Source organism: Aeromonas sp. sif2416, from assembly GCF_019218665.1.
In the GTDB taxonomy this organism is placed as follows: domain Bacteria; phylum Pseudomonadota; class Gammaproteobacteria; order Enterobacterales; family Aeromonadaceae; genus Aeromonas; species Aeromonas encheleia.
Genome location: NZ_JAHUXC010000008.1, coordinates 105,021 through 129,219 on the forward strand (window position 1 = coordinate 105,021; position 24,199 = coordinate 129,219).

The 24,199-nt window shown below is 63.1% G+C and carries 20 protein-coding genes and 1 tRNA gene; 10 read left to right on the forward strand and 11 right to left on the reverse strand.

The window, feature by feature from the left end:
- Positions 1-124 precede the first annotated feature (124 nt).
- The 7 genes from KW821_RS15315 (at position 125) to rraA (ending at position 9,007) form a co-directional block, all read left to right on the forward strand.
- Positions 125-1,045 carry a LysR family transcriptional regulator gene (locus KW821_RS15315; protein WP_218292044.1) on the forward strand — a complete coding sequence of 307 codons (921 nt, stop codon included), beginning with the start codon at positions 125-127 and terminating at the stop codon, positions 1,043-1,045.
- 394 nt (positions 1,046-1,439) lie between these two features.
- Complete coding sequence (nirB, locus tag KW821_RS15320; protein ID WP_218292045.1) at positions 1,440-3,986, forward strand: nitrite reductase large subunit NirB; 2,547 nt, start codon at positions 1,440-1,442, stop codon at positions 3,984-3,986.
- A gap of 97 nt (positions 3,987-4,083) precedes the next feature.
- Positions 4,084-4,401, forward strand: coding sequence for a nitrite reductase small subunit NirD (gene nirD, locus KW821_RS15325; protein WP_218292046.1), 318 nt, complete (start codon positions 4,084-4,086; stop codon positions 4,399-4,401).
- Between the two features lie 51 nt (positions 4,402-4,452).
- The gene (gene nirC, locus KW821_RS15330) at positions 4,453-5,265 is read left to right on the forward strand and encodes a nitrite transporter NirC (protein ID WP_218292047.1); all 813 of its coding nucleotides are present in this window, start codon (positions 4,453-4,455) and stop codon (positions 5,263-5,265) included.
- Positions 5,266-5,277: 12 nt separating this feature from the next.
- Complete coding sequence (gene cysG / locus KW821_RS15335) at positions 5,278-6,684, forward strand: siroheme synthase CysG (protein WP_218292048.1); 1,407 nt, start codon at positions 5,278-5,280, stop codon at positions 6,682-6,684.
- Between the two features lie 144 nt (positions 6,685-6,828).
- A complete protein-coding gene (gene mgtE / locus KW821_RS15340) occupies positions 6,829-8,253 on the forward strand; it encodes a magnesium transporter (protein ID WP_218292049.1) in 1,425 nt (474 codons plus the stop codon).
- A 268-nt stretch (positions 8,254-8,521) separates the two neighbouring features.
- Positions 8,522-9,007 (forward strand): ribonuclease E activity regulator RraA, encoded by a 486-nt coding sequence (gene rraA, locus KW821_RS15345; RefSeq protein WP_042654398.1) that lies wholly within the window; start codon positions 8,522-8,524, stop codon positions 9,005-9,007.
- Between the two features lie 272 nt (positions 9,008-9,279).
- Here rraA and KW821_RS15350 read toward each other — a convergent pair whose 3' ends face one another.
- The 3 genes from KW821_RS15350 to KW821_RS15360 form a co-directional block, all read right to left on the reverse strand.
- Complete coding sequence (locus KW821_RS15350; RefSeq protein WP_218292050.1) at positions 9,280-9,954, reverse strand: 7-cyano-7-deazaguanine/7-aminomethyl-7-deazaguanine transporter; 675 nt, start codon at positions 9,952-9,954, stop codon at positions 9,280-9,282.
- Between the two features lie 222 nt (positions 9,955-10,176).
- Positions 10,177-10,464: a DUF3630 family protein gene (locus KW821_RS15355; protein ID WP_218292051.1), complete on the reverse strand. Its 288-nt coding sequence runs from the start codon at positions 10,462-10,464 to the stop codon at positions 10,177-10,179.
- 10 nt (positions 10,465-10,474) lie between these two features.
- Positions 10,475-11,902 (reverse strand): YdiU family protein, encoded by a 1,428-nt coding sequence (locus KW821_RS15360; RefSeq protein WP_218292108.1) that lies wholly within the window; start codon positions 11,900-11,902, stop codon positions 10,475-10,477.
- 106 nt (positions 11,903-12,008) lie between these two features.
- Here KW821_RS15360 and KW821_RS15365 point away from each other — a divergent pair, with 106 nt between their 5' ends.
- Positions 12,009-12,311 carry a c-type cytochrome gene (locus KW821_RS15365; protein ID WP_218292052.1) on the forward strand — a complete coding sequence of 101 codons (303 nt, stop codon included), beginning with the start codon at positions 12,009-12,011 and terminating at the stop codon, positions 12,309-12,311.
- 43 nt (positions 12,312-12,354) lie between these two features.
- On the opposite strand, the gene KW821_RS15370 is transcribed toward KW821_RS15365, so the two are convergent.
- Together KW821_RS15370 and recQ are read right to left on the reverse strand one after the other, a co-directional pair.
- A complete protein-coding gene (locus KW821_RS15370) occupies positions 12,355-12,489 on the reverse strand; it encodes an HRDC domain-containing protein (RefSeq protein WP_371317614.1) in 135 nt (44 codons plus the stop codon).
- A gap of 9 nt (positions 12,490-12,498) precedes the next feature.
- Positions 12,499-14,334, reverse strand: coding sequence for an ATP-dependent DNA helicase RecQ (recQ, locus tag KW821_RS15375; protein WP_218292054.1), 1,836 nt, complete (start codon positions 14,332-14,334; stop codon positions 12,499-12,501).
- Between the two features lie 133 nt (positions 14,335-14,467).
- Between recQ and KW821_RS15380 the strand changes: the two genes are divergently transcribed.
- Together KW821_RS15380 and KW821_RS15385 are read left to right on the forward strand one after the other, a co-directional pair.
- Positions 14,468-14,932 (forward strand): thioesterase family protein, encoded by a 465-nt coding sequence (locus tag KW821_RS15380; RefSeq protein WP_042654403.1) that lies wholly within the window; start codon positions 14,468-14,470, stop codon positions 14,930-14,932.
- 123 nt (positions 14,933-15,055) lie between these two features.
- Positions 15,056-15,583 (forward strand): hypothetical protein, encoded by a 528-nt coding sequence (locus KW821_RS15385; RefSeq protein ID WP_042654404.1) that lies wholly within the window; start codon positions 15,056-15,058, stop codon positions 15,581-15,583.
- Between the two features lie 964 nt (positions 15,584-16,547).
- Here the strand turns inward: KW821_RS15385 and KW821_RS15390 are convergent.
- From KW821_RS15390 to potA, 6 genes are all read right to left on the reverse strand, one after another.
- A complete protein-coding gene (locus tag KW821_RS15390) occupies positions 16,548-19,526 on the reverse strand; it encodes a hypothetical protein (RefSeq protein ID WP_218292055.1) in 2,979 nt (992 codons plus the stop codon).
- A gap of 722 nt (positions 19,527-20,248) precedes the next feature.
- A tRNA-Pro gene (locus KW821_RS15395) sits at positions 20,249-20,325 on the reverse strand.
- A 139-nt stretch (positions 20,326-20,464) separates the two neighbouring features.
- A complete protein-coding gene (locus KW821_RS15400; RefSeq protein ID WP_218292056.1) occupies positions 20,465-21,193 on the reverse strand; it encodes an MOSC domain-containing protein in 729 nt (242 codons plus the stop codon).
- Positions 21,194-21,282: 89 nt separating this feature from the next.
- A complete protein-coding gene (locus KW821_RS15405; protein WP_042654407.1) occupies positions 21,283-22,125 on the reverse strand; it encodes an ABC transporter permease subunit in 843 nt (280 codons plus the stop codon).
- A complete protein-coding gene (locus KW821_RS15410; RefSeq protein ID WP_042654408.1) occupies positions 22,122-23,027 on the reverse strand; it encodes an ABC transporter permease subunit in 906 nt (301 codons plus the stop codon). Before KW821_RS15410 ends, KW821_RS15405 begins: the two co-directional genes overlap by 4 nt.
- Positions 23,024-24,178 (reverse strand): polyamine ABC transporter ATP-binding protein, encoded by a 1,155-nt coding sequence (potA, locus tag KW821_RS15415; protein WP_033129005.1) that lies wholly within the window; start codon positions 24,176-24,178, stop codon positions 23,024-23,026. Before potA ends, KW821_RS15410 begins: the two co-directional genes overlap by 4 nt.
- Positions 24,179-24,199: the final 21 nt, after the last annotated feature.

Below are 24,199 nucleotides of genomic sequence, written 5' to 3' on the forward strand. Positions count from 1 at the left end.
AGACGCACGACTTGCAGCTTATAGCTGCACGGAACGCCATATGAAGGCGCCCATTCTCGCGTATGATGAGGCGAGAGGCATCGCCATGAGGCGGTCACCCTGAAGGCTCGGCGAGGCAAAGATCATGAGCACACCCGATTTCAATCTGCTGCTAACCCTGGAGGCGCTGCTCGATGAGGGCAGCGTGGCCGGCGCCGCCAGACGGCTGCGGCTCAGCCCCTCCGCCATGAGCCGGGCGCTGGCCCGGCTGCGCGCGACCACGGGGGATCCCCTGCTGGTGCGGGCCGGCCGGGGGCTGGTGCCCACCCCCCGCGCCCTGGTCCTGCGCGAGCAGGTCAGCCAGCTGGTACAGGAGGCCGAGGCCGTGCTTCGCCCCCAGCAGGAGGTGGATCCGGCCAGCCTGGTGCGCACCTTCCGGCTGAGGGCCAGCGACGGTTTCGTGGAGAGCGTCGGGGCGGCCCTGCTGACCCGGCTCGCCACCGAGGCGCCCGGGGTGCGGCTGCATTTCATGGCCAAGCCCGACAAGGAGAGCCACGCCCTGCGCGGCGGTGAGCTGGATTTCGAGACCGGAGTGATCGGCGCCAACACGGCGCCCGAGCTGCACACCCAGGCGCTGTTCCAGGATCGCTTCGTCGCCGTGGTGCGCCCCGGTCATCCCCTGTGCGAAGGCCCCCTGACCGCCGCCCGCTATGCCGCCGCCCGCCACATCATGGTGTCACGTCGCGGGCAGGAGCACGGCCCCATCGATGAAGCGCTCGCCGTCTTCAAGCTGGAGCGCACCATCACCACCCTGGTGCCGGGATTTGCCACTGCGCTGGCGCTGGTGCGGGGCAGCGATCTGGTGGCCACCGTGCCCGCGCTGCACTGCGCCGCCCTGCACGCCGATCTGGTGACCCTGCCCCTGCCCTTCCCCTTGCCCAAAATCACCCTGGCCCTGCTCTGGCATCCCAGGCTCGATGCCGATCCGGCCCACCGCTGGCTGCGCCATCTCATCCGCGAGACCTGCGCCCGCGCGCCCTATCAAACGCCACAGCCAACGCGCTGATCCCGGGGCAGCTCCCCGCTTGGGAGCGTGCGATAGACACCTCCTCGCCGAGGTGTTTTTTCATCATGGTTGGCGAGCCAAGCCGCCCTAGGCCGCCCAGCCGAATGATAAAAGTGAACGAGTGGCGGCCCACGAACGAGCCGCCGGTCTATCGCTACCCTCCCCCCTGAGTGCCGACCCACCGACGGTGGCCGCAGCCCCCTCATTGCCATTCGGCACGCCATCAGCCTAATTGCACCACTGGTATACCTATTTATGCATATCTTTCTATTTCACCAACTTACCTCTGAGGGGATATATAAATAGACACTTGATTTGCATCAATTGCCCGCCCCCCGTGACTGGGTAGCCTAACGCCAGAATGACGTTTTATTACTCCAAATCAGAGGCAATCATGAGCAAAGTCAGACTGGCCGTCATAGGGAACGGCATGGTGGGGCACCGCTTCATCGAAGAGTTGATCGAGCGGGCCGATCCGGGCCGATTCGAGATCACCGTCTTCAGTGCAGAACCCCGTCCCGCCTACGATCGTGTCCATCTCTCCTCCTACTTCTCCCACCACACCAGCGAAGATCTCTCCCTCGTCAAACCCGGTTTCTACGAGAAGCACGGCATCCGTCTGCTGCTCGGCGAGGCGGTGAAAAAAATCGACAGGGCGGCCCGCGAGGTGCACTCCAACAAGGGCACAGTGGTCGGCTATGACAAGCTGGTGCTGGCCACCGGCTCCTACCCCTGGGTGCCACCCATTCAGGGCAGCCAGCACCACGAGTGCTTCGTCTATCGCACCATCGAGGATCTGAAGGCCATCCGCAGCGCCGCCAAGAGCGGCAAGAGCGGCGTGGTGGTGGGTGGCGGTCTGCTCGGGCTGGAGGCGGCCGGTGCCCTCAAGGCGCTGGGCCTCGAGACCCACGTGGTGGAGTTCGCCCCTGTGCTGATGGCGGAGCAGCTCGACGGTCAGGGTGGCCAGCTGCTGCGCCGCAAGATCGAGTCCATGGGGGTGCAGGTGCACACCAGCAAGAGCACCAGCGAGATCCTGATGCACGGCGGCAAGGAGGCCAAACACCGCCTCGCCTTCGCCGACGGCAGCGCGCTTGATGTGGACGTGGTGGTCTTCTCCACCGGCATACGCCCGCAGGACACCCTCGGCCGCTACTGTGAACTGGCCATAGCCGAGCGCGGCGGCGTCGCGGTCGACGATCACTGCCTCACCTCCGACCCCGACATCTATGCCATCGGCGAGTGCGCCGCCTGGCAAGGCCGCTTCTTCGGCCTGGTGGCGCCGGGTTACAAGATGGCCCAGATCACGGTGGATCACCTGCTCGGCGGCGACAGCCGCTTCGAGGGGGCGGACATGAGCGCCAAGCTCAAGCTGCTCGGCGTCTCCGTCGGCTCCATCGGCGATGCCCACGGCCGCACGCCCGGCAGCCACAGCTATGTGTTCCAGGACGATCAGGCCGGGGTCTACAAGCGGATAGTGGTGAGCGAAGACAACAGCCGCCTGCTCGGCGCCGTGCTGGTCGGCGACGTGGATGACTACGGCAACCTGCTGCAGCTGATGCTCAACGCCATGCCGCTGCCATCCCACCCGGACACCCTGATCCTGCCCGCCTATGCCGGTGCCAAGCCGACCCTGGGGGTCGATGCCCTGCCATCGACCGCCCAGATCTGCTCCTGCTTCGACGTCTCCAAGGGCGACATCGCCCAGGCGGTGGCCGAGGGTCACACCACGCTGGCCGCCATCAAGCAGCACACCAAGGCCGGCACCGGTTGCGGCGGCTGCGTGCCGCTCATCAGCCAGGTGCTCAACGCCGAGCTGGTGAAGCAGGGCATCGAGGTCAACAACCACCTCTGTGCCCACTTCCCCCACTCCCGCCAGGAGCTGTTCCACCTGGTCAAGGTGGAAGGGATCAAGAGCTTCGACGAGCTGCTGACCAGGCACGGTCAGGGCTATGGCTGCGAGGTGTGCAAACCCACGGTCGGCTCCATCCTCGCCTCCTGCTGGAACGGCCATGTGCTGAGCCCGCAGAACACCCAGCTGCAGGACACCAACGACATCTTCCTCGGCAACATGCAGAAGGACGGCAGCTACTCCGTCATCCCGCGCATGGCCGGTGGTGAAGTGACCCCAGCAGGGCTGCTGGCGGTGGCCGAGGTGGCCCGCGACTACCGGCTCTACACCAAGATCACCGGCGCCCAGCGCATCGGCCTGTTCGGTGCCCAGAAAGACGATCTGCCCGCCATCTGGCGGAAATTGCTGGCCGCCGGCTTCGAGACCGGCCAAGCCTACGCCAAGGCGCTGCGCATGGCCAAGACCTGCGTCGGCAGCACCTGGTGCCGCTTCGGCGTGCAGGACAGCGTCGGCCTCGGGGTCTTCCTCGAGAATCGCTACAAGGGCATTCGCACCCCGCACAAGATGAAGTTCGGGGTCTCCGGCTGTACCCGCGAATGTGCGGAAGCCCAGGGCAAGGACGTCGGCATCATAGCCACAGACGCGGGCTGGAACCTCTATGTGGGCGGCAACGGCGGCATGAAGCCGCGCCACGCCGATCTGCTGGCCTCCGATCTCGATCGCGAGAGCCTGATCAAGCTGATCGACCGCTTCATGATGTTCTACGTCACCAGCGCCGACAAGCTGCAGCGCACCTCGGTCTGGCTCGGCAACCTGGAAGGGGGCGTCGACTACCTGCGCGAGGTGATAGTCGACGACAAGCTGGGACTGAATGAGACCCTGGAACGTGACATCCAGGTGCTGATCGACGGCTACGAGTGCGAGTGGTCTCGCACCCTGAATGAAGAGGAGGCGCTCAAGCGTTTCAGCCACTTCATCAACAGCGGCAAACGCGACCCTGACGTGCAGTTCGTCAGCGAGCGTGACCAGCACAGGCCCGCCACCCCGGCGGAGCGCATCCCCGTCTACCAGATCGAAGTGGAGGCCAAGTAATGAAATCGGTCTTTCAACTCAATGACGTGATTCTTGGCAACAGCGTCTGCGCCCTGCTGGATAGCCAGCCCATCCAATGCGAAGCGGAGATGAAGTGATGAAATTAGCCTGTCAACTCAACGACATACTGCCTGGTACCGGGGTCTGCGCCCTGATCGAAGGTCACCAGATCGCGCTGTTCCGCCCGAGCGAGGCGGCCGAGGTGTTCGCCATCGACAACCGGGATCCCTTCTTCGCCGCCAACGTGCTGTCGCGGGGCATCATCTGTGAACACGACGGCGCGCTCTGGGTCGCCAGCCCGCTCAAGAAGCAGCGCTTTCGCCTGAGCGACGGCCACTGCTTCGAGAATCCGGCCATGTCGATTGCGGCCTATGCCGTTGAAGTGCGTGACCAGCAGGTCTGGGTCGCCGCCTAATCCCATACACATCAGGGCGGCCTGCGGGCGGCCCGTTTAAAGAGAACCAGCATGTATACCGACACCATCAACAAGTGCGCCGCCAACGCGGCCCGCATCAACCGCTTCGAGCGGGACGACAAACTCGGCTTCTGGCTGAGCTCCGCCATGGCGGGGGCCTATGTAGGCCTCGGCATCATCCTCATCTTCACCCTGGGCAACCTGGTGGATCCGGCCATCCGTCCGCTGGTGATGGGGGCCACCTTCGGCATCGCCCTGACCCTGGTGATCATCGCCGGCTCCGAGCTGTTCACCGGCCACACCATGTTCCTCACCCTGGGGGTGAAGGCGGGCAAGATCTCCATGGGGGATCTGCTGCGCATCCTGCCCCAGACCTGGGCCGGCAACCTGCTCGGCTCCATAGCAGTGGCGCTGATCTACTCCTACGGCGGCAGCCTGCTGCCGGACGCGGGCAGCCTGGCCCACAAGGTGGCGCTGGCCAAGACCCAGGCGCCGGCCCTGACCCTGTTCATGAAGGGGGTGCTGTGCAACTGGCTGGTCTGCCTCGCCATCTGGATGGCGCTGCGCACCGAGGGCGCGGCCAAGTTCATCGCCATCTGGTGGTGCCTGCTGGCCTTTATCGCCTCCGGTTATGAGCACTCGATCGCCAACATGACCCTGTTCGCCCTCTCCTGGTTCGGCGCCCACTCCGAGGCCTACACCCTGGGTGGCATAGGCCACAATCTGCTGTGGGTCACCCTTGGCAATACCGTCTCCGGCGCGATCTTCATGGGCCTCGGTTACTGGTATGCCACCCCGAAGGTGGAGCGTCCCGTCCCAGTGACCGACGCCAGCGCCACCGTCAGCCAGACCCAAACCGCCTGATCCGGAGGCCCCATGGACTACTTGCCCATCTTTTGCCGACTCGACAACAAACCCGTGCTGCTGGTTGGCGGCGGTGAGGTGGCGGAGCGCAAGGCGCGCCTGCTGCTGGACGCCGGCGCCCGACTGACGGTGGTCTCCCCCATGCTCGACTCCGAGCTGGCGGCCCTTGCCGCCGACGGGACCATCGATTGGCTGGCCGCCGAGTTCGAGCCGGCGCAGCTGACGGGCAAGTGGCTGGTGGTGGCCGCCACCGACAGGCGCGAGGTCAACGCCTTGGTCTACCAGAGCGCGAACCAGGCGGGCATCTTTGCCAACGTGGTGGATGACCCCAAACGCTCCAGCTTCATCATGCCGTCGATCATCGACAGATCGCCGCTGATGGTGGCCATCTCCTCAGGTGGCAAGGCCCCGGTGCTGGCCCGTTTGCTGCGCGAGAAGCTGGAGGCCCTGCTGCCCCAGCACCTCGGCGCGGTGGCGGCCTTTGCCGGCGGCCTGAGAGACAGGGTCAAGGCCCGCTTCGCCAGCATGGGGGAGCGACGCCAGTTCTGGGAGCGGCTGCTCGGCGCCGACCGGCTCGGTCAGGCGCTGGCGCGCGGCGACAAAGCTGCCGCCAACCAGCTGACCGACGCGCTCTTTGCCGAGGATGCCGGTGCCAAGGGCGAGGTGATCCTGGTGGGCGCCGGCCCCGGCGATCCCGGCCTGCTCACCCTGCACGCCCTGCGCCAGATGCAGCAGGCGGATGTGGTGGTCTATGACCGGCTGGTGTCGGACGAGGTGATGGCACTGGTACGGCGCGATGCCAGACGCATCTTCGTCGGCAAGCAGGCGGGCAACCACTGCGTGCCCCAGGAGGGCATCAACCAACTCTTACTGGAGGAAGCCAGGAAGGGGCAACGGGTGGTGCGGCTGAAGGGTGGCGATCCCTTCATCTTCGGCCGGGGCGGCGAGGAGCTGGAGACGCTGGTCGGCAGCGGCGTGGGCTTCCAGGTAGTGCCGGGGATCACGGCCGCGAGCGGCTGCGCCGCCTATGCTGGCATCCCCCTCACCCACCGGGATCACGCCCAGAGCGTGCGCTTCGTCACCGCCCACGGCAAGGGCGGCGCCCAGGATCTCGACTGGCCTCTGCTGGCTCGGGATCGGCAGACCCTGGTGTTCTATATGGGGCTTTCGTCCTGTGGGGTGATCCGTGAGCGACTGATAGCGCACGGCAAGGCCGGCGACACCCCGGTGGCGCTGATCGAGCGCGGCACCCAGCCGAGCCAGCGGGTCATTCGTGGCACCCTGGACCGGCTGCCCGAGCTGGCGGTCGGGGTCGAGAGTCCGGCCCTCATCATGGTCGGCTCTGTCGTCACCCTGGCCGACCAGCTTGCCTGGTTCGGTCAGGCCAGCGACCCGCTGCAGACGATGGCATCCGCCTGATCCGGTGCCCAACTCCCCTGTATTGCAAGCGCCACCCTGAGGGTGGCGTTTTTTTACTGCATTTACAGTCATAACCTATTGTTTTGGGTCTGGTATCCTATGGGGCACGGCCATCCGGCCAACCGAATTCAGGAATCTTGTTGCATGTCTCTCCCCCCCAAGAACAGCGCCAAGCAGCGTGAACACGACAGATCCCGCATCCTCACCCTGCTGCTGGCCGACGATGCCCTCACCGACAGCCTGCTGGATCCGCAGGGGGTGCAGGACGCCGAGCTGCGGGATCAGACCAGCGAGCTGACGCGTCTGGTCAACAGCCTGCCGGCCGCCGACGTCGCCGATGCGCTGGAATCCCTGCCGCCGGACGAGCGCCACGTGCTCTGGCAGCAGGTGGACCCGGAGAGGCATGGCCAGATCCTGGTCGAGGCGTCGGAGACGGTGTGGGACAGTCTGATCAGCGGCATGAGCGACAAGGCGCTGCTGCACGCCCTGCGCACCCTCGACATCGACGATCAGATCTACCTCGGCCAATACCTGCCCCGCAACCTGATGGGGCGGCTGCTCACCTCCATGGCCCCAGACCAGCGCGATCGGGTGCGGGAGGTGATCCGCTACGGCAAGCACACGGTCGGCGCCATGATGGACTTCGAGCTGATCACGGTGCGGGCCGACATAAGCCTGGCGACGGTGCAGCGCTATCTGCGCCAGCTCGGCAAGATCCCAACCAACACCGACAAGCTGTTCGTCACCGACAGGCGCAACCGGCTGCAGGGGGAGCTGCCGCTCACCACAGTGCTGCTGCACAAGCCCGATACCAAGGTGGGGGACGTGATGGAGCGCAACCCCGTCACCTTCGATCCGGAAGACAACGACGAGGCCGCGGCCCGCACCTTCGAGCGGGACGATCTCATCTCCGCCGCCGTGGTGGATGGCAAGGGCAAGCTGATGGGCCGGCTCACCGTCGCCGAGGTGGTGGATCTGGTCTATGAGGAGAGCGACACCGATCTGCGCCGCATGGGGGGGATCAGCGAGGATGAAGATGTCTTCGCCCCGGTCAGCAAGGCGGTCAAGACCCGCTGGGCCTGGCTCGCCCTCAACCTCTGCACCGCTTTCATGGCCTCGCGCGTCATCGGCCTGTTCGAGCACAGCATCTCGCAGCTGGTGGCGCTGGCGGCGCTGATGCCAATAGTCGCGGGCATAGGTGGCAACACCGGCAACCAGACCATCACCATGATAGTGCGGGCGCTGGCGCTGCAGCAAATCCAGCCGGGCAACGTCTCCTTCCTGCTGTGGCGCGAGCTGGGGGTGGCGCTGATCAACGGCCTGGTGTGGGGCGGCACTATGGGGGTCGCCACCTACTTCCTCTATCAGGATGCGGCGCTGGGCGCCGTGATGACCCTGGCCATGATACTCAACCTGCTGGTCGCGGCCCTGATGGGGGTCATCATCCCCATGACCATGACCCGCCTCGGCCGGGATCCGGCGGTGGGGGCCAGCGTGATGATCACCGCCATCACCGACACCGGTGGCTTCTTCATCTTCCTCGGGCTGGCGACCCTGTTCCTGCTCTAGTGCCGGATCGGCGCCAATATGAAGGGGCCTGATGGCCCCTTTGTTTTTCGGCCGGGAGGGTGGGCTCATGCCCCCTGACCCACAAGGCGGGTGATAAAAATCCCCCCATGGCAGCGCGATACTCTGAGCCTCTCGGCGACCAGGCCATGGGCTGCGGGGAATCGATGCGCCGCCTCTTATCCCCATGCTTGTTCAAGGAATATTCATTGAAATGCCAGTCCCACTCCTTATACTGGATCCACCTGTTTCCAGCGGTGGATTTGACTCAATGGAATACAACACTTCAGAACTGTGCGACATCTATCAGGACATGGTGGATGTACTCGAACCCATGCTCTGCTCCTTCGGCGGCCGTGCCTCTTTCGGCGGCGTCATCACCACGGTCAAATGCTTCGAATCGAACGGCCTGATCCGTGAACTGGTCAAGGAGAACGGCGTCGGTCGCGTGTTGCTGATCGACGGCGGCGGCTCCATGCGCCGGGCCCTGATCGACAGCGAGATCGCCACCACGGCGGCGGAGAACGAGTGGGAAGGCATCGTCTGCTACGGCTGCGTGCGCGAGGTCGATATCCTGGAAGATCTGGATATCGGCATCCAGGCCCTGGCCGCCATCCCGGTCGGCGCCGACCACAAGGACGTGGGTGAGACCGATCTGCCGGTCAACTTCGGCGGCGTCACCTTCCTGCCGGACGATCACCTCTACGCGGACACCACGGGGGTGATCCTCTCCCCCGATGCACTCGATATAGAGTGAGCCGACACAGACTGAAGATGGGAGCCAAGGCTCCCATTTTTTATGACTGCAACTTGCTGAAAAACAGCCAAAAAAAGAGGGCCAGTAAAAAACTGGCCCCTTAACTGGAAGCAATGTGAGCAATGTCGTGCCTTCACAAGAAGTTCATCACGTTGGAATGAATGAAGTCTTTCCCGGAAAACAAGGTAACAATAATCATTCTCATTTAACTGTGCAAGCCTTATTTGCGAGAAGTGCAAAAAAAATGACCACCCATGCGGTGGTCATTCTCGTCAGGCCTGACGGCTCCCCGGTTGCAGACCGGCAAGGCCGGCCTCCCCCACCAGTTTGCGGCTGAGGTAGCGCAGCAGCACGCCGTAGAGCGGCACGAACAACCCCAAGCTTATCAGCAGCTTGAAGACATAATCCACGGTGGCTATCTCGACCCAGTGCTCGGCCATGAAGGGATCAGTGCTGCGCCAGAAGGCGATGCTGAAGAAGGCGATGGTATCCACCAGGTTGCCAAACAGGGTCGAGGCGGCCGGCGCCACCCACCAGGCCCTGAGCAGCCGCAGGCGGTTGAACACCACCACGTCCATGAACTGGCCCACCAGATAGGCCATGAAGCTGGCCAGGGCGATGCGCGCCACGAACAGGTTGAACTCGGCCAGGTTGCCGATCCCCTGGTAGCTGCCCTCGAAGAACAGCACCGAGAGCGCATAGGAGATGGCCAGCGCAGGCAGCATCACGGTCTGGATGATCTTGCGGGCCAGTCCGGCGCCGAAGATCCGCACCGTCAGATCGGTGGCCAGAAAGATGAACGGGAAGCTGAAGGCGCCCCAGGTGGTGTGGAAGCCAAAGACGGTGATCGGCAGTTGCACCAGATAGTTGCTGCTGGCAATGATCAGAATGTGGAACAAAGAGAGGCGCACCAGCGCCGTATGGTGCTGAGCAGGGGTCAGATTCATGTTGTGACCTTTTTGGTTAATGGGGTTAGGGAACCCATACCGCCACCATTGGCGATAATTGAGGGGCGAGATTATACGCCCCCGGCGTGATAGTTCAATCCTTATGCTATGGGTTCGGCCTGCGGCAACGCTCATCAAAGGACAACGTCATGCACCCCAGGCCGACAGTTCAATTCTGATGCGGCAGCCGAGGCCGTCATCGCCGGCCGGGGCGAGCCGGGCTCAGGCCCTGTGTTGCCGACCCAGCCAGAGCACTACCTCCCGATCGGACGGGCGCAGCGCCTCCAGCCAGCAGCCGCCGTGGTGATCGAACTCCAGCCTGAGCTGGCTTCCCTCGAATGTCAGCAGCCAGCTGTGGCGATCCGCTCCCCACTCCTGCTCCAGCACTCCGAGTTCCCACTCCTGCAGCAAGGCGTCGGCCAGGCTGGGAAAGTTGTCCCAGCAGAGGCCGGGGCAAGCCAGCATCAGCACCGCTGATTCCGTGTCTATCTGCGCTACACGCCAACTCATCATGTACTCCTCAACTGCTGCAGGAGAGCTCACCGCCGCAATACCACTGGGGAACCGGGGTCGCCAGATCCTCGTAGTCGGGCTGCTCGTCATAAGGGTGCCGCAGGGCCGCAAACAGCCGCTCGAACGGGGCCATGTCGCCCGCCTCGGCGGCGTCTATCGCCTGCTGGGCCAGAGCGTTGCGCAGCACATACTTGGGATTGACGGCCTCCATTTGCAGTTTGCGGGTCCCATCGTCACTGCCTTCGCGGACCAGCCGCGCCCGATAGAGTTCGAGCCACCCCTGCCAGAGCGCGGGATCCGGCAGCAGCGCCAGCAGAGGGAGAGGCCACTCCCCCTGTTGAGTCAAGCCACCCAGACGGCGCAGGAAGAGGTGATAGTCCACTCCCTGGCTCGCCAGCAGCTGGAACAGCTGGCGGAACAGGGCCGGGTCTTCCTCCTCCCAGCTTTCCAGCCCGAGTCGGGCCCGCATCAGCTCCGAGTAGTGCAGCATCAGCTGATGCTCGTACTGGGCCAGGGCCGCCGCCAGGGCGTCGCCGTCCACCTGATCCGCCAGCGCCTGGGCCAGCTTCTGCAGGTTCCAGTAACCGACCGCCGGCTGCTGATCCAGCGCGTAACGGCCCCCCGGATCCGAGTGGTTGCAGACAAAGTCGGGCACATAGGCGTCGATGAAGCCGTAGGGACCGTAATCCAGGGTCAGCCCGAGCAAGGACATGTTGTCGGTGTTCATCACGCCGTGGCAGAAGCCGGCGGCCTGCCACTTGGCGATGAGCCGCGCGGTGCGGCGCACCACCTCGGCGAACAGCTCGGCCCCGTTGCTGAGCTCCGGGAAGTGGTGGCGCAGCAGATAGTCGATGAGCTGCGGGATCTTCTCCCCCTGGCCGCTCCAGGCGAAGTACTCGAAGTGGCCGAAACGCAGGTGGCTCGGTGCGGTGCGCAACACGGTCGCCCCGCTCTCGACCTGCTCCCGGTAGACCGGCTCGTCACTGCCCACCAGCACCAGGGCGCGGGTGGTGGGGATGCCGAGGGCATGCAGCGCCTCAGATGCCAGATACTCGCGGATGCTGGAGCGCAGCACGGCGCGGCCGTCGCCGAAGCGGGAGAAAGGCGTCTTGCCAGCCCCCTTCAGGTGCAGATCCCAGCGCTGGCCGTCCGGCGCCTGTTGCTCACCCAGCAGCAGGGCCCGGCCATCACCGAGGCGCGGGCTGTAACCGCCGAACTGATGACCCGCATAGACCTGGGCCACCGGCATCATGCCCGGCAGCGGCCGGCCCTGGCCGCAGCAGACGAGCCAGTCGGCCGCGCTGACGTCCGCCAACCCCAGCTCGCGCAGCAGATCCTGGTTGAGGTGCAGCAGCCTGGCGTTGTGCAGGGGCTGGGGGGCCACCGGCTCGCAGGCCCAGGGCAGTTCGGTGGCGAAAGTGTTGATCAGCTTCATGGTGGCGTGGTTCATCCCTGCGTATGCTCGTGTCACTCTTTTATACCGCCGTTGGCCTGCGTCAGGCCAACGGGACTGTGTTCTATTTCAAATCGAGGAAAAGAAGATGCAAAAATGGCTGTATGTCCTGCCCCTGCTGGCGCTGGCCTGGGGTCAGCACGCCAGGGCGGCCGATGTGGACGCGGGCAAGGCGAAGGCCGCCCTGTGCGCCGCCTGCCACGGGCCTGAGGGCAAGGCCAGCGTGCCTATCTATCCCAATCTGGCGGGCCAGAATGCCCCCTATCTGGTCAAGCAGCTGAAGGCCTTCAAGGAGGGCAAGCGCCAGGATCCCATGATGGCCCCCTTCATGGCCGCGCTCACCGAGGCGGACATGGACAACCTGGCGGCCTACTACGCCAGCCTGAAATAACGGGGAACCGGGAAGAAGCCACGGCCGGCGGCGAACCGGCCGTCTAGCGCCGGCAATACTCGATGATGAGGTCCATAAAGGCCTCACCGAAGCGTTCCAGCTTGCGGTGCCCCACCCCGTTGACGGCCAGCATCTCGTCTTCCGTCATCGGCATCGTCGCTGACCCCATCTCCATCAGGGTGGCTCTCTAGCGCCGGCAATACTCGATGATGAGATCCATGAAGGCCTCACCGAAGCGCTCCAGCTTGCGATGCCCCACCCCGTTGACGGCCAGCATCTCGTCTTCCGTCATCGGCATCAGCTGGGCCATCTCCACCAGGGTCGCGTCGTTGAACACCACGTAGGGCGGCACCTCTTCCTCTTCGGCGATCTGCTTGCGCAGGTTGCGCAGCTCCTTGAACAGCCGCTTGTCGTAGTTCGCGCTGTCGAGCAGGCCATTGCGCTTCTCCTTGCGACTGGAGATGGGCTGCAGCCGTGGCACCGCCAGTTCCAGCGGCACCTCGCCGCGCAGCACCGGGCGGGCCGCCTCGGTCAGTTGCAGCACCAGGTTGCGGGTGATGTTCTGGGTCAGCAAGCCCTTGTGGATCAGCTGGCGAATGACGCTCATCCAGTACTCGTGGCTCTGATCCTTGCCGATGCCGTAGGTCGACAGCTTGTCGTGGCCGTGATCCTTGATGCGCTGGTTCAGCGAGCCGCGCAGCACCTCGACCACATAACCTACCCCGAAGTTCTGCCCCACCCGCCAGACGCAGGAGAGCGCCTTCTGGGCGTCTTCGGTGCCATCGTAGCTCTTGGGGGGATCCAGGCAGATGTCGCAGTTGCCGCACGGCTTGTCGTTGTACTCGCCGAAGTAGTTGAGCAGCACCTGACGACGGCAGGTCTGGGCCTCGGCGAAGGCCGCCATCACGTTCAGCTTGTACTGCTCGACCTGCAGCTGCTGCGGGTTCTCGATGTTGTCGAGCAGGCGCCGCACCCGGCCGATGTCGGCGGGATCGTACAGCAGCAGCGCCTCGGCCGGGGTGCCGTCACGGCCGGCCCGCCCCGTCTCCTGATAGTAGGATTCGATGTTCTTGGGGATGTCGTAGTGCACCACGAAGCGCACGTTCGGCTTGTCGATGCCCATGCCGAACGCCACCGTCGCCACCACTATCTCGACGTCGTCCTTGAGGAAGGCATCCTGGGTGCGCAGCCGCTGCTCCAGCGGCAGGCCCGCATGATAAGGGGCCGCCTTGCAGCCGTGACGGGAGAGCCGCTCGGCCACCTCCTCCACCCGGTTGCGGCTGGAGCAATAGACGATGCCGCAGTTGCCCTTCTGGCTCTGCACGTAGCGCAGCAGCTGCTCCGCCGCCTTGAACTTCTCCACCAGGCTGTAGCGGATGTTGGGGCGATCGAAGCTGGCGGTGTGGATGAAGGGATCGTGCAATTCGAGGCGGTGCAGCATGTCGCTGCGGGTCGCCTCGTCGGCGGTGGCGGTGAGCGCCACCACGGGCACCTGGGGGAACCACTGCTTGAGCCGCCCCAGCGCCGCGTATTCCGGCCGAAAGTCGTGGCCCCACTGGGAGACGCAGTGCGCCTCGTCGATGGCGAACAGACCGAGCGGCAGCTCCGCCAGCCGATCCAGAAACTCGTGCTGCAACAGCCGCTCCGGCGAGACATAGACCAGCTTGATCTCGCCGCGGCGCATGGCGGCGAAGTTCTGGATCATCTCCTCCCGGCTCAGGGCAGAGTTGATGTAGACCGCTGCCACGCCGTTGGCGCGCAGGCTGTCGACCTGATCCTTCATCAGGGAGATGAGCGGGGATACGACCACGCCCAAGCCAGGGCGCAGCAGCGCCGGGATCTGGAAGCAGAGCGACTTGCCGCCACCGGTGGGCTTGAGCACCAGGGCATCGCGCCCCGCCACTATCTGCTCGATGATCTCCAGCTGGCCCGGCCGAAACTGCTGGTAGCCGAAGACCGCCTGCAGCAGGGCAAGCGGACTCTCTGGTTGAAAGTCGGGCTGGGTGTCGGCAACAGCGGTCATGGGCTCTCCTTTGGGGTCGCCATTCTAAAGCAGCCGCCGCTCACAATAAACCTGCCATTGCGACTGTTAAGGAAGTGTTGCAGACTGGCTGGAGTTTTTACTCGGCTTTAGCGCCAGGGATTGGGATCAGGGAATGAAACAGATGCTGAAGAAGATGGCGCTCAGTGGTATCGCCAACCTGTTCGCCGAACGGATGCCCTTCAACAAGCTGATCGGCATGCAGGTGACCCACTACGACTTCGACAAGGTGGAGCTGCGCATCAAGATGGAGGACAAACTCATCGGCAACCCCTTCCACAACATCTTGCACGGCGGCGTCACCGCCAGCCTGCTGGACGTGGCGGGTGGCATGATAGTCGCGGCCTCCTGCATCGACGAACTGGAAGACTTCTCCCCCAGCTACCTCAAGGAGCGCTTCTCCCGCCTAGGCACCATAGATCTGCGGGTCGACTATCTGCGGCCCGGCCGCGGCAACGAGTTCATCGCCACCGCCCACATCATCCGCGCCGGCAGCAAGGTGGCCGTTGCCCGCATGGAGCTGCACAACGAGGAAGGCACCCACATCGCCTTCGGCACCGGCACCTACCTGGTCGGCTAATGGCCGTTATTGCATAAAAACTGCACTTCTAAGCCGATTTTAATCATTAGAATTGTTACCCCCGCCGCCACCCAGGGTCCATACTGAAAGTCGGGATTGTGTGCAGAGGGAGGAGTGCAGACGATGAGCGCGATGCTGGCTACCAAACCATCCAGAGCCTTGCTGACACAGATCGAGCTCCTGCTCGACGAGGTACATACGCCCGAGTGTCGCCACTGGTTGGAACAGGAGCTGGAAGGGTATTCTCTCTGTTCGCCCTTGCCTTGGTATCGCATCATAGCCTGTCGGCAACGCGGTCACTTCTTGGATCTGAAGACGGGAAAATATCTGACTTGCCACATCGGCAGTCAAACGCTAAGCCAACGCGACTTGGCCCAAGTTCAGTTCATCTATGCCCGTGAGCCCGCCGCCCATTATCTACTGCGACACGATTCCGGTATCGAACCTTGGCCAGAACAACTGCTGGAAGAGTACCAAGAGCAGTTGATCCCCGGCCATCTCTGCCTGCAAGCCTGGCATGAGCCCGTGTCTTCGTTGCGTCTACAACTGATGGAGGGAATCGAACATTTCATTAGTGAGTACCCCAAGCATGCGGCTCTGCAAACTCAGCACGGCTTCAAGGCATTGCGCCATCAACATTGGCATATCTGATTAAGCGCCCCGGGCGCAAGGAGGGCAGCATCGACAAGACCCACAACGAGATTGCCACAATCTAGAGTGCCGGAGTCAGGATCAGACTCCACCCCTGGGCCACCGAGCGGTGGCCCTTTTAATGGCCGGCGTTCAGGGCCTGAGCCCCCATCCTGCCGAAGGCATCAGGCAAACTTCAGATACGAAAAGGCCGCTTATGGAGCGGCCTTCTCGTGGTCGGTGTGAGCGCATTCGTACCTCCGGCCAATTAGTCCCGAACAAAACCTACACGCGTCCTGGCGTGACGACTGCATCATCTCCCATTGGACTCCGCACGATCTGCACCGCACCGCCATGACGCCAAGGCTTGCCTTCGGACTAGCGCGTCGCAAAGCTTGCCACCAGCCACACCATCAGCATCGGGGTGTCGGGGTGTCGGGGTGTCGGGGTGTCGGGGTGTCGGCAGTATGCGGGGTCCAGGCCCACTACGACTAGCTAGCCGGGATCCGCCCAGCCATGGCCCTGTGGGTGAAAAGCATCGGCTCTCTCTTTGCCGGTAACAAGGTAACACCCCTGCCAATGGCCAAACGAGGATGGCTGTTGACGGGAACAGCCCGTCGCAAGCAGGAAGACTTGGCTCACTGAACTAACGACGACGCAAGCAGTGGACAGAAGGGTACTGCATGACCGCAAAAATCAGGGAACACCATTCAAGGTGGCTATCACGGGAATACTGTACCCCGGAGCGCAACTGTGTGCTGACTGGCACCACGGCCACCACCTACGCAGGTGTGGCTGACTCGCTGATACATGCCGACTAGCGCGGTGGACAGAGTGGGCAATGACTCGAGCGCGAGCTGCTGAGCCACCGCCGGCTTTGCAGCCAAGCGCAAGTGACCTTCGCTGAGGATTCCAGGTCGCCAGACATAAGAAGAGGGCCCGGCTTGCGCCGGGCCCTTCAGTTGGATGCAACGGTGTTACGCCGTTACGGTCCTGTGCACAGGTAGTTGTTGTTGTACTGATCCAACGTCGTGCCGAGGTTGTTCGCCTCGGTCGCGAACTGGCCCTTCTTCGGATAATCACCCGTCCCGGTGAAGTTCACCGCATAGCTAGGCGGCGGTCCATCGAGAATGGCTTGGCCCGCGACCATAGCCGTGACCGCGTTCGGGCACTGGCCGGCCCCGGCTTGCACGTTCAGCTTGGCTGCAAGCAGTTGCGCTGCCATGTTGAACGCCGGATCACTCGATTTCTGCTTGCCGGTCCCGACGTCCTGCTTGCTCAGGATGCGTACCGCTTCCTGGCAGGTATCCACGAACAGCTTGCCGATGTAGACGCCACCACCGGCAAAGGATGCCAGCGTCTGATCGAGCACGGGTTCTTGCTTGCCGTTGGATTTGGAACAGGACGCCCAGTTCCGCCAGTAGCCAATGGTCAACGCGCGGCCACCCGGGGGCTGGGTGTTGTCGATCGTGAACACCTTCGTCTCACCCGGGCCAACCGAGAAATTGCCACAGAGAATACTGTTGTCGACATTCGGGTTGATGACCACTCCATCCGGCGGCATGAACGCATTCGGAACGAAGGTCCCGAAGTTGCTGAGCCACCCCGGCAGCATGATCTCGCAGATCTGATAGATCTGGTTCGGGACGAGCGCCGTTGTAAACGCCAGAGTGCCGCCGTTCCCGGTATTGGCCGACAAAGACTCGAGGGTCAGGCCGTTAACCGAGGGTGTGGCACCCTGCCGCAGCACGAAGATGAACGAGTAGCTGCCCAGGTCGGGGAGGCCGTTCATGGTCTTGAGGACCTGCGCCCTGCCGAGCTTGCGGTTCAGGAACGAGCAAGAGAACGTCTTGCCAATATCCTCGGGGTAGTCAACCGTAAAGTCGCAGATCTGGTCCTTCGGAACCGAGTCCGGATCGGCCGAGATCAGGTCCCAACCCGTCTTGGTCGTCTCCACGACTGTGTAGGTGCCCTCGGCCAGCAGCTCCAAGTCGCCGCCCGCCCCCTGGAACATGCCGTAGCCTGCACCGGCGCCAACCACTTGCGTGCTCAGCAAGCCACCGCCCGGACCGTACAGACTGAAGGTCCAGTCATAGTCGTCGTCCGAGCTTTCGAGTAGCGGCTCGGTGGTCTTCTGCACCTGCGCCAAGGCAAGACGATCCCCTGGTTCGTTCTGGAAGTCGGCAGTCGCCGCGCAATGCGTGGCAATGCCCTCCTCGAGACGGAGATCTACCGGCCTGGGGTTCGGGTACACGGCTGGATCGCGCTTATCGACCAGATTGGCGGGCTCACCCGTGTCGCTGCCTGCGGCGAAGAACATGTTGCCCTGCTCCTCGACGTAGTAGAGATCGGGCACCAGGCCCCACGCCGTGACGGACTCTGTCGTCGCGCCACCACCGGTAAAGGTGATGACCTTCGTCTTGCTGAACGTCGGATCATCCGCGCGGGTGATGTGGAACGTCACCTCGAGTTTTTCGCCCGTATCCAGGAAGCTCGGGATGCTCTTCTGGATAGTGAGCTTGGCCTTCACCGACGAGGCGATGGGTATCTGCAATTGATCGGTCTGGGCAATGAACCCGTCCGAGGCGGACAGATAGGCGATATCGCTCAGCATGCCCGTCGTGACGCGCTTCGGATCGTCGAGGTAAACCTCCTTGTCGAAGGTGATGGAGCCACCGTCTGTCAGGCCGGTCGCCTCCCAGGTGACCACGCCGTCAGTCTGCGTATCCGCGAGGTAGCCATCCAGGAAGCCGCCAAACGACGGAGCCCCGACTGCATACATCAGGCCCACGCCGTCGATGTCCTCCACGTCCTTGATGGTCGTCGAGGCATTAGTGACCGCACCCTGCTGGATCTGTGCGTCCGCAACCGCCGTCGTCGTGCCCGGGACCGGGATGCCAGTTGCCTTATCCGTATAGGTCCCTGACACCTCGTTGTGCAGCCAGTCACCGACCTTGCCCGCCGTCGCCGCATCGAATTCCTCTGTGAATTCGGCGACCATGCCGTTGAAGCCGGCAGCGAGATCGAACGGACCCTTGTTGAAGGTGCCGAGCAAGGCTCCAGAGTTGTTCGAGCCCTTATACAGCTTGTCCGTCAAGTCGATGGTGATGGTACGTGCGGCCGGATTCTTCGCGTTCAGCACTATGTTGACCGCAACCTTGCCGCCGATGACCTCCGCCTTGGTCCAGGTGACAGTGATCTGGACGGGAAGAGACTCTGGCGCGTCACTGCGGCAGACGTTGCCGAAGTCCAACGTATCTTCGGTTCCCTTGGAGATATTCCAGGTCTGCTCCGACCCCTGGTGCGCGGTCATCGTCTTCGAGATTTCCTGCGGCTCGATCTCCTTGACGGGGATCGAAACGTCCCGTGCGCCAGCGCCGCCCGTACCGAGGTCTTCGGCCAGGAGGTTGGCGTGCAGCGACGAGCCCGGGAACAGATGCGAACCCAGGGCCAGTCGGCCGTAGTAGTCGTAGACGCAGGTGGTGTTTTCCGCCTGTGTGACCGTGATCAGCCGGTAAATGGAGACGTCGGTTCCACCGACGCCGGGCACCTTAGGTGTTTGCGCCGTCGACTGAACGGCTTGGCAGGACGCGCTCGACTTGGCCAGGTTCAGCACCGGGGTCGACAGGATGTCATATCCGGGGCGGCTTGCATCCTCGTTGTCCAGCACCACGCCAAGGGTGTATGTCTGGTTGGCAGGGGCTGAGTTGCCGGCCTGCAGCGTGATGCGGTAAGGAACGAGGTCGAGTTCGTTCCACGTCTTGCCGAGGTTGCCGGTGGTGTAGTCAGTGTCGGGGCAAATGTAGGGACCGCCATCGGGGAAGGTGAAACCCGCGTCTTTGCGGCATCCCTCCAAGGTGGTCTGCACCCCAACGGGGTCAGCGGCTTGCACCGGCGTCGCGCCGAGCAGCCCTAGCGTGAGCAGGGCTCCCAGCGTCGTCATCCATCGTTTATTGACTAACATATCGATGTCTCCTTTGACGTCTTTCCTTGTGTGGCCGGGTGGCGCCGATCGACACGATCACCTGCAACCGCCGGTCGTCATGACGAGACCTTGATAGCAAGCCCTGTGCCGATGGGTGTGGTGTGGAAAAACAAGGACTTACGAGCCACTGAAACGAGGACCTGTCACAGGGATGAGACAGCTGACACGCCCGACTGGTCGTGGCTAACCGCAAGTCGTTGATAACTGAACCAACCGAGCCTGGCGCACACTGTCTCGCTATTGGTACAGCGGGTTCCGGTGCCTGAGGCGGCACCGGCCCTAGATTCGGCTTGAGAGTCTGCTCCATGCCGCTCGTCGAGCGGCCGCTGCGCGGAATCTCGAGCTGGCCAGTATCGTCGACTGGCAGGCCATAGCGATCAGGCGGTCATACGGCGCCTCGCGGAATCGTCCACCTCGACGGCAGCGTCTAGATCGATGTGGGTCGAAGCTATGACGCGAATGCCCAACGGCATGTCCAGCAGGCCACCGATGAAGGTCTGGTGCTGGCGAAGGCCGTGGAAGAGCAGAGTGCCTGGCGCAAGGGGATGCCTGAACTGGACCACCCCGAGGGATATGCCGTTGCATGAGGGATAATGCGCTGAGAGAGGGAGGGCAATGAGAGGCTATCCGGAGATAAATATCCACAGAACCGGGGTATCCAAAATGCGAAAAGGCCGCTCATGGAGCGGCCTTTTCTAATGTGGTCGGTGTGAGAGGATTCGAACCTCCGACCCCTTCGTCCCGAACGAAGTGCGCTACCAAGCTGCGCTACACACCGATGTCTGCGGGGCGAGAATTTACCGAAAGCCCCGACATGACACAAGCCTTTTTTTGTTTCTGATGAAAAAAAGCCGCTTTCCGCTCAACAATGCAGCGCTTTGCGCAAAACGTGGCAAGCGGCGCCACATGGCGCGGTGTCATACCCCTTTCGTCGGCAGCTGGAATTCGACCGGCCCCAGCAGCCGTTTTCGCCAATCGGCCACCACCCCATGCTCCAGCCAGTGGGCCGCATGCTGGCGCCAGTTGGGGGAGAGGGCCGGATTGTCCAGCAACAGCTGCAGCTCCCCCTCGTTGCGGACCTGGTTGAACAGGATGTCGGCGGTGCGCTTCACCGTCAGCTCGGGATAGGGCCGGTCGACCAGCAACAGCTCCTCGTCCTGGGCAACCCACCCCTCCTCCAGCACCCTGAGCAACCAGCCGCAGCGGCCGTTGAGCTGCATCATCAGCGAGAGGTGCGGATAGCCAAAACGCTGGTTCAGCTTGAAACAGGGGGATCTCGGTTGGCTTACCTGAACAAGCGCCTCGCCGAGCCGGTAGACATCGCCGATGCAGGCCTGCGCCTCGGTCAGCCCGAGGCCGGAGAGGTTCTCGCCAAAGGCCGCCGGTTGCCAGGGGGTACGGGGTGCGGGCAAACCCAGCGCGGTTTGCCAGGTCTGCCACCAGGGATAGTGATCGGCGGGATAGTAATGCAGCGCCCGATCCGGGCCACCGTGATGGCGCTGGTCGCTCTGTTCATCACCGTCCAGACCCGAGAAGCGGCACCACAGGGGTCTGTCCGCTGCTTGCTTGTGGATGGCCGATACCAGGCCGGGAACCAGTTTGGCGTTCAACTCGGCACTCTGGCCGATAAAGAGGGAGATCCGCATTCTGTCCTCCTGCTGGATGAGAGAATGCGGATCTTAGGGGCTGTCGATGCTTTGGCGCAAGCCGCGTTGCTTCGTCAACAGCCCTGTGGTCAGGCGACTGCCTGCATCTGGGTGGTCATTGCAATCTCGGCACGACGGCGTTTCTCCGCCTTGGCCATCAGATACCAGCTGCCGAAGGTAAACAGCGACACCGACAGCAGGATCAGGCTGGCCACCGCGTTGATCTCGGGTTTCACTCCGAGTCGCACCGCCGAGAACACCTCCATCGGCAGGGTGGTGGAGCCCGGGCCTGAGACGAAGCTCGCCAGCACCAGATCATCCAGCGACAGGGCGAACGACATCATGCCGCCCGCCGCCAGCGAAGGCGCAATCATCGGGATGGTGATCAGGAAGAACACCTTCCAGGGCTTGGCCCCCAGATCCATGGCCGCCTCCTCGATGGAGAGATCCAGCTCCCGCAGCCGGGCCGACACCACTATCGCCACATAGGCGGTACAGAAGGTGGTGTGGGCTATCCAGATGGTCAGCATGCCCCGCTCGGCCGGCCAGCCAATCAGCTGGGCCATGGCCACGAACAGCAGCAGCAGCGACAGACCGGTGATCACCTCCGGCATGACCAGGGGCGCCGTCACCAGGCCACCGAACAGGGTCCGGCCACGGAAGTGCGGGATCCGGGTCAGCACGAAGGCGGCCGTGGTCCCCAGCGCCACCGCGGCGATGGCGGTGTAGCAGGCGATCTCCAGGGAACGCAGCACCGAGCCTATCAGCTGCTTGTTCTCGAGCAGGCCGAAGTACCACTTCAGCGACCAGCCTCCCCACACCGTCACCAGCTTGGAGGCGTTGAAGGAGTAGATCACCATGATGACCATGGGCAGGTAGATGAACAGCAGCCCCAGCCACAGCATCAGCTTGGCAAAACCGAAGCGCTTCATACTTTCCCCTCCAATTCCTTGGCCTGGTTACGGTTGAACAGAATGATCGGCACGATCAGCACAGCCAGCATCACCACCGCCAGGGCGGAGGCCACCGGCCAGTCGCGGTTGTTGAAGAACTCCTGCCACAGCACCTTGCCGATCATCAGGGTCTCGGGGCCGCCGAGCAGCTCGGGGATGACGAACTCGCCCACCACGGGAATGAACACCAGCATGCAGCCGGCGATGATGCCGTTCTTGGAGAGCGGCACCGTGATCCGCCAGAACCTAGTCAGGTTGCGGGCACCGAGATCGGAGGCCGCCTCCAGCAGGCTCTGATCATGTTTGACCAGGTTGGCATAGAGCGGCAGCACCATGAACGGCAGGTAGGAGTAAACGATGCCGATATAGACCGCCAGGTTGGTGTTGAGGATCTGCACCGGCTCGTCGACCAGGCCTATGCCCATCAGCAGGCTGTTGAGCAGGCCGTTGTTGCTGAGGATCCCCATCCAGGCGTAGACCCGGATCAGGATTGCGGTCCAGGTCGGCATCATGATGAGCAGCAGCAGAACGGTCTGGGTCTCCTTGTTGGCCCGGGCGATGGAATAGGCCATGGGATAACCGATCAGCAGGCAGAGAATGGTGCTGATGAGGGCCATCTTGAGGGAGCCCAGATAGGCCGCGATGTAGAGATCATCCTCCTGCAGCAGCAGGTAGTTGCCCAGGTGGAGCAGGATGGTGAGCTGGTCATCGGCCCAGCTCACCACGTCGGTGTAGGGCGGGATGGCCACGTCCGCTTCGGCGAAGCTGATCTTCACCACTATGATGAAGGGCAGCAGGAAGAACAGGAACAGCCAGAAGAACGGGATGCCGATCACCAGCTGGCGCCCGCCCAGTCGCTTCAGTCGTCTCAATGCCTTCATGATTGCAACACCACGCCGCTGTCATCTTCCCAGTAGAGGAACACCTGGTCATCCCAGGTTGGCCGCTTGCCGTGGCGTTCGGCGTTGGCGATGAAAGCCTGAACGATTTTGCCCGAGGGCAGCTGGATGTGATAAACGGAGTGGCCGCCCAGATAGGCGATGTCGTAGACCAGCCCCTTGGTCCAGTTGAAGTCGGGGTGCTCCAGATCGCTCGGCTTCTGAGTGCTCATCAGCAGCTTCTCCGGCCGCAGGGCATAACTCACCTTCTTGTTCTCGGCGCGAGAGCTGATGCCGTGACCCACGTAGATGGGCTGCTCCAGATCCGCACAGGCGATGGTGGCGTGGTCCTGTTCGTCCTCCACCAGCAGGCCGTCAAACAGGTTGACGTTGCCGATGAACTCGCACACCAGCCGGCTGGCCGGGGTCTCGTAGATATCCATCGGGCTGCCGATCTGCTCGATGCAGCCCAGGTGCATGATGGCGATCCGCTCGGCCATGGTCATGGCTTCTTCCTGATCGTGGGTCACCATGACGCAGGTCACGCCGACCCGCTCGATGATCTCCACCAGCTCGAGCTGCATCCGCGAGCGCAGCTTCTTGTCCAGCGCCCCCATGGGTTCGTCCAGCAACAGCAACTTGGGACGCTTGGCCAGGGAACGGGCCAGGGCCACCCGCTGACGCTGGCCACCGGAGAGCTGATGGGGCTTGCGACGGGCATACTGGGTCATCTGCACCAGCTTGAGCATCTCCTCGACCTGGGCATCGACCTCTGCCTTGGGCAGACCGTCCTGCTTGAGGCCGAAGGCGATGTTCTGCGCCACCGTCATATGGGGAAACAGGGCGTAGGACTGAAACATCATGTTGATCGGACGTTCATAGGGCGGCATGTCGGTAATGTCGACGCCATCCAGGAACAGCCGTCCCTCGGTGGGGCGCTCGAACCCGGCCAGCATCCGCAGCAGGGTCGACTTGCCGGAGCCGGAGCCACCCAGCAAGGCGAAGATCTCGCCTTTATGGATGTTGAGAGACACGTTATCGACCGCCAGCGTTTCGTCGAACTGCTTGCTTACCCGATCTATTTTGACCAGCACTTCTTTACGCTGCTGGCTGCCCTCGAGGGCTTTTTTATAGGCACTGGAGGCTATCGCCATTACCAAACTCCCACACGTGAT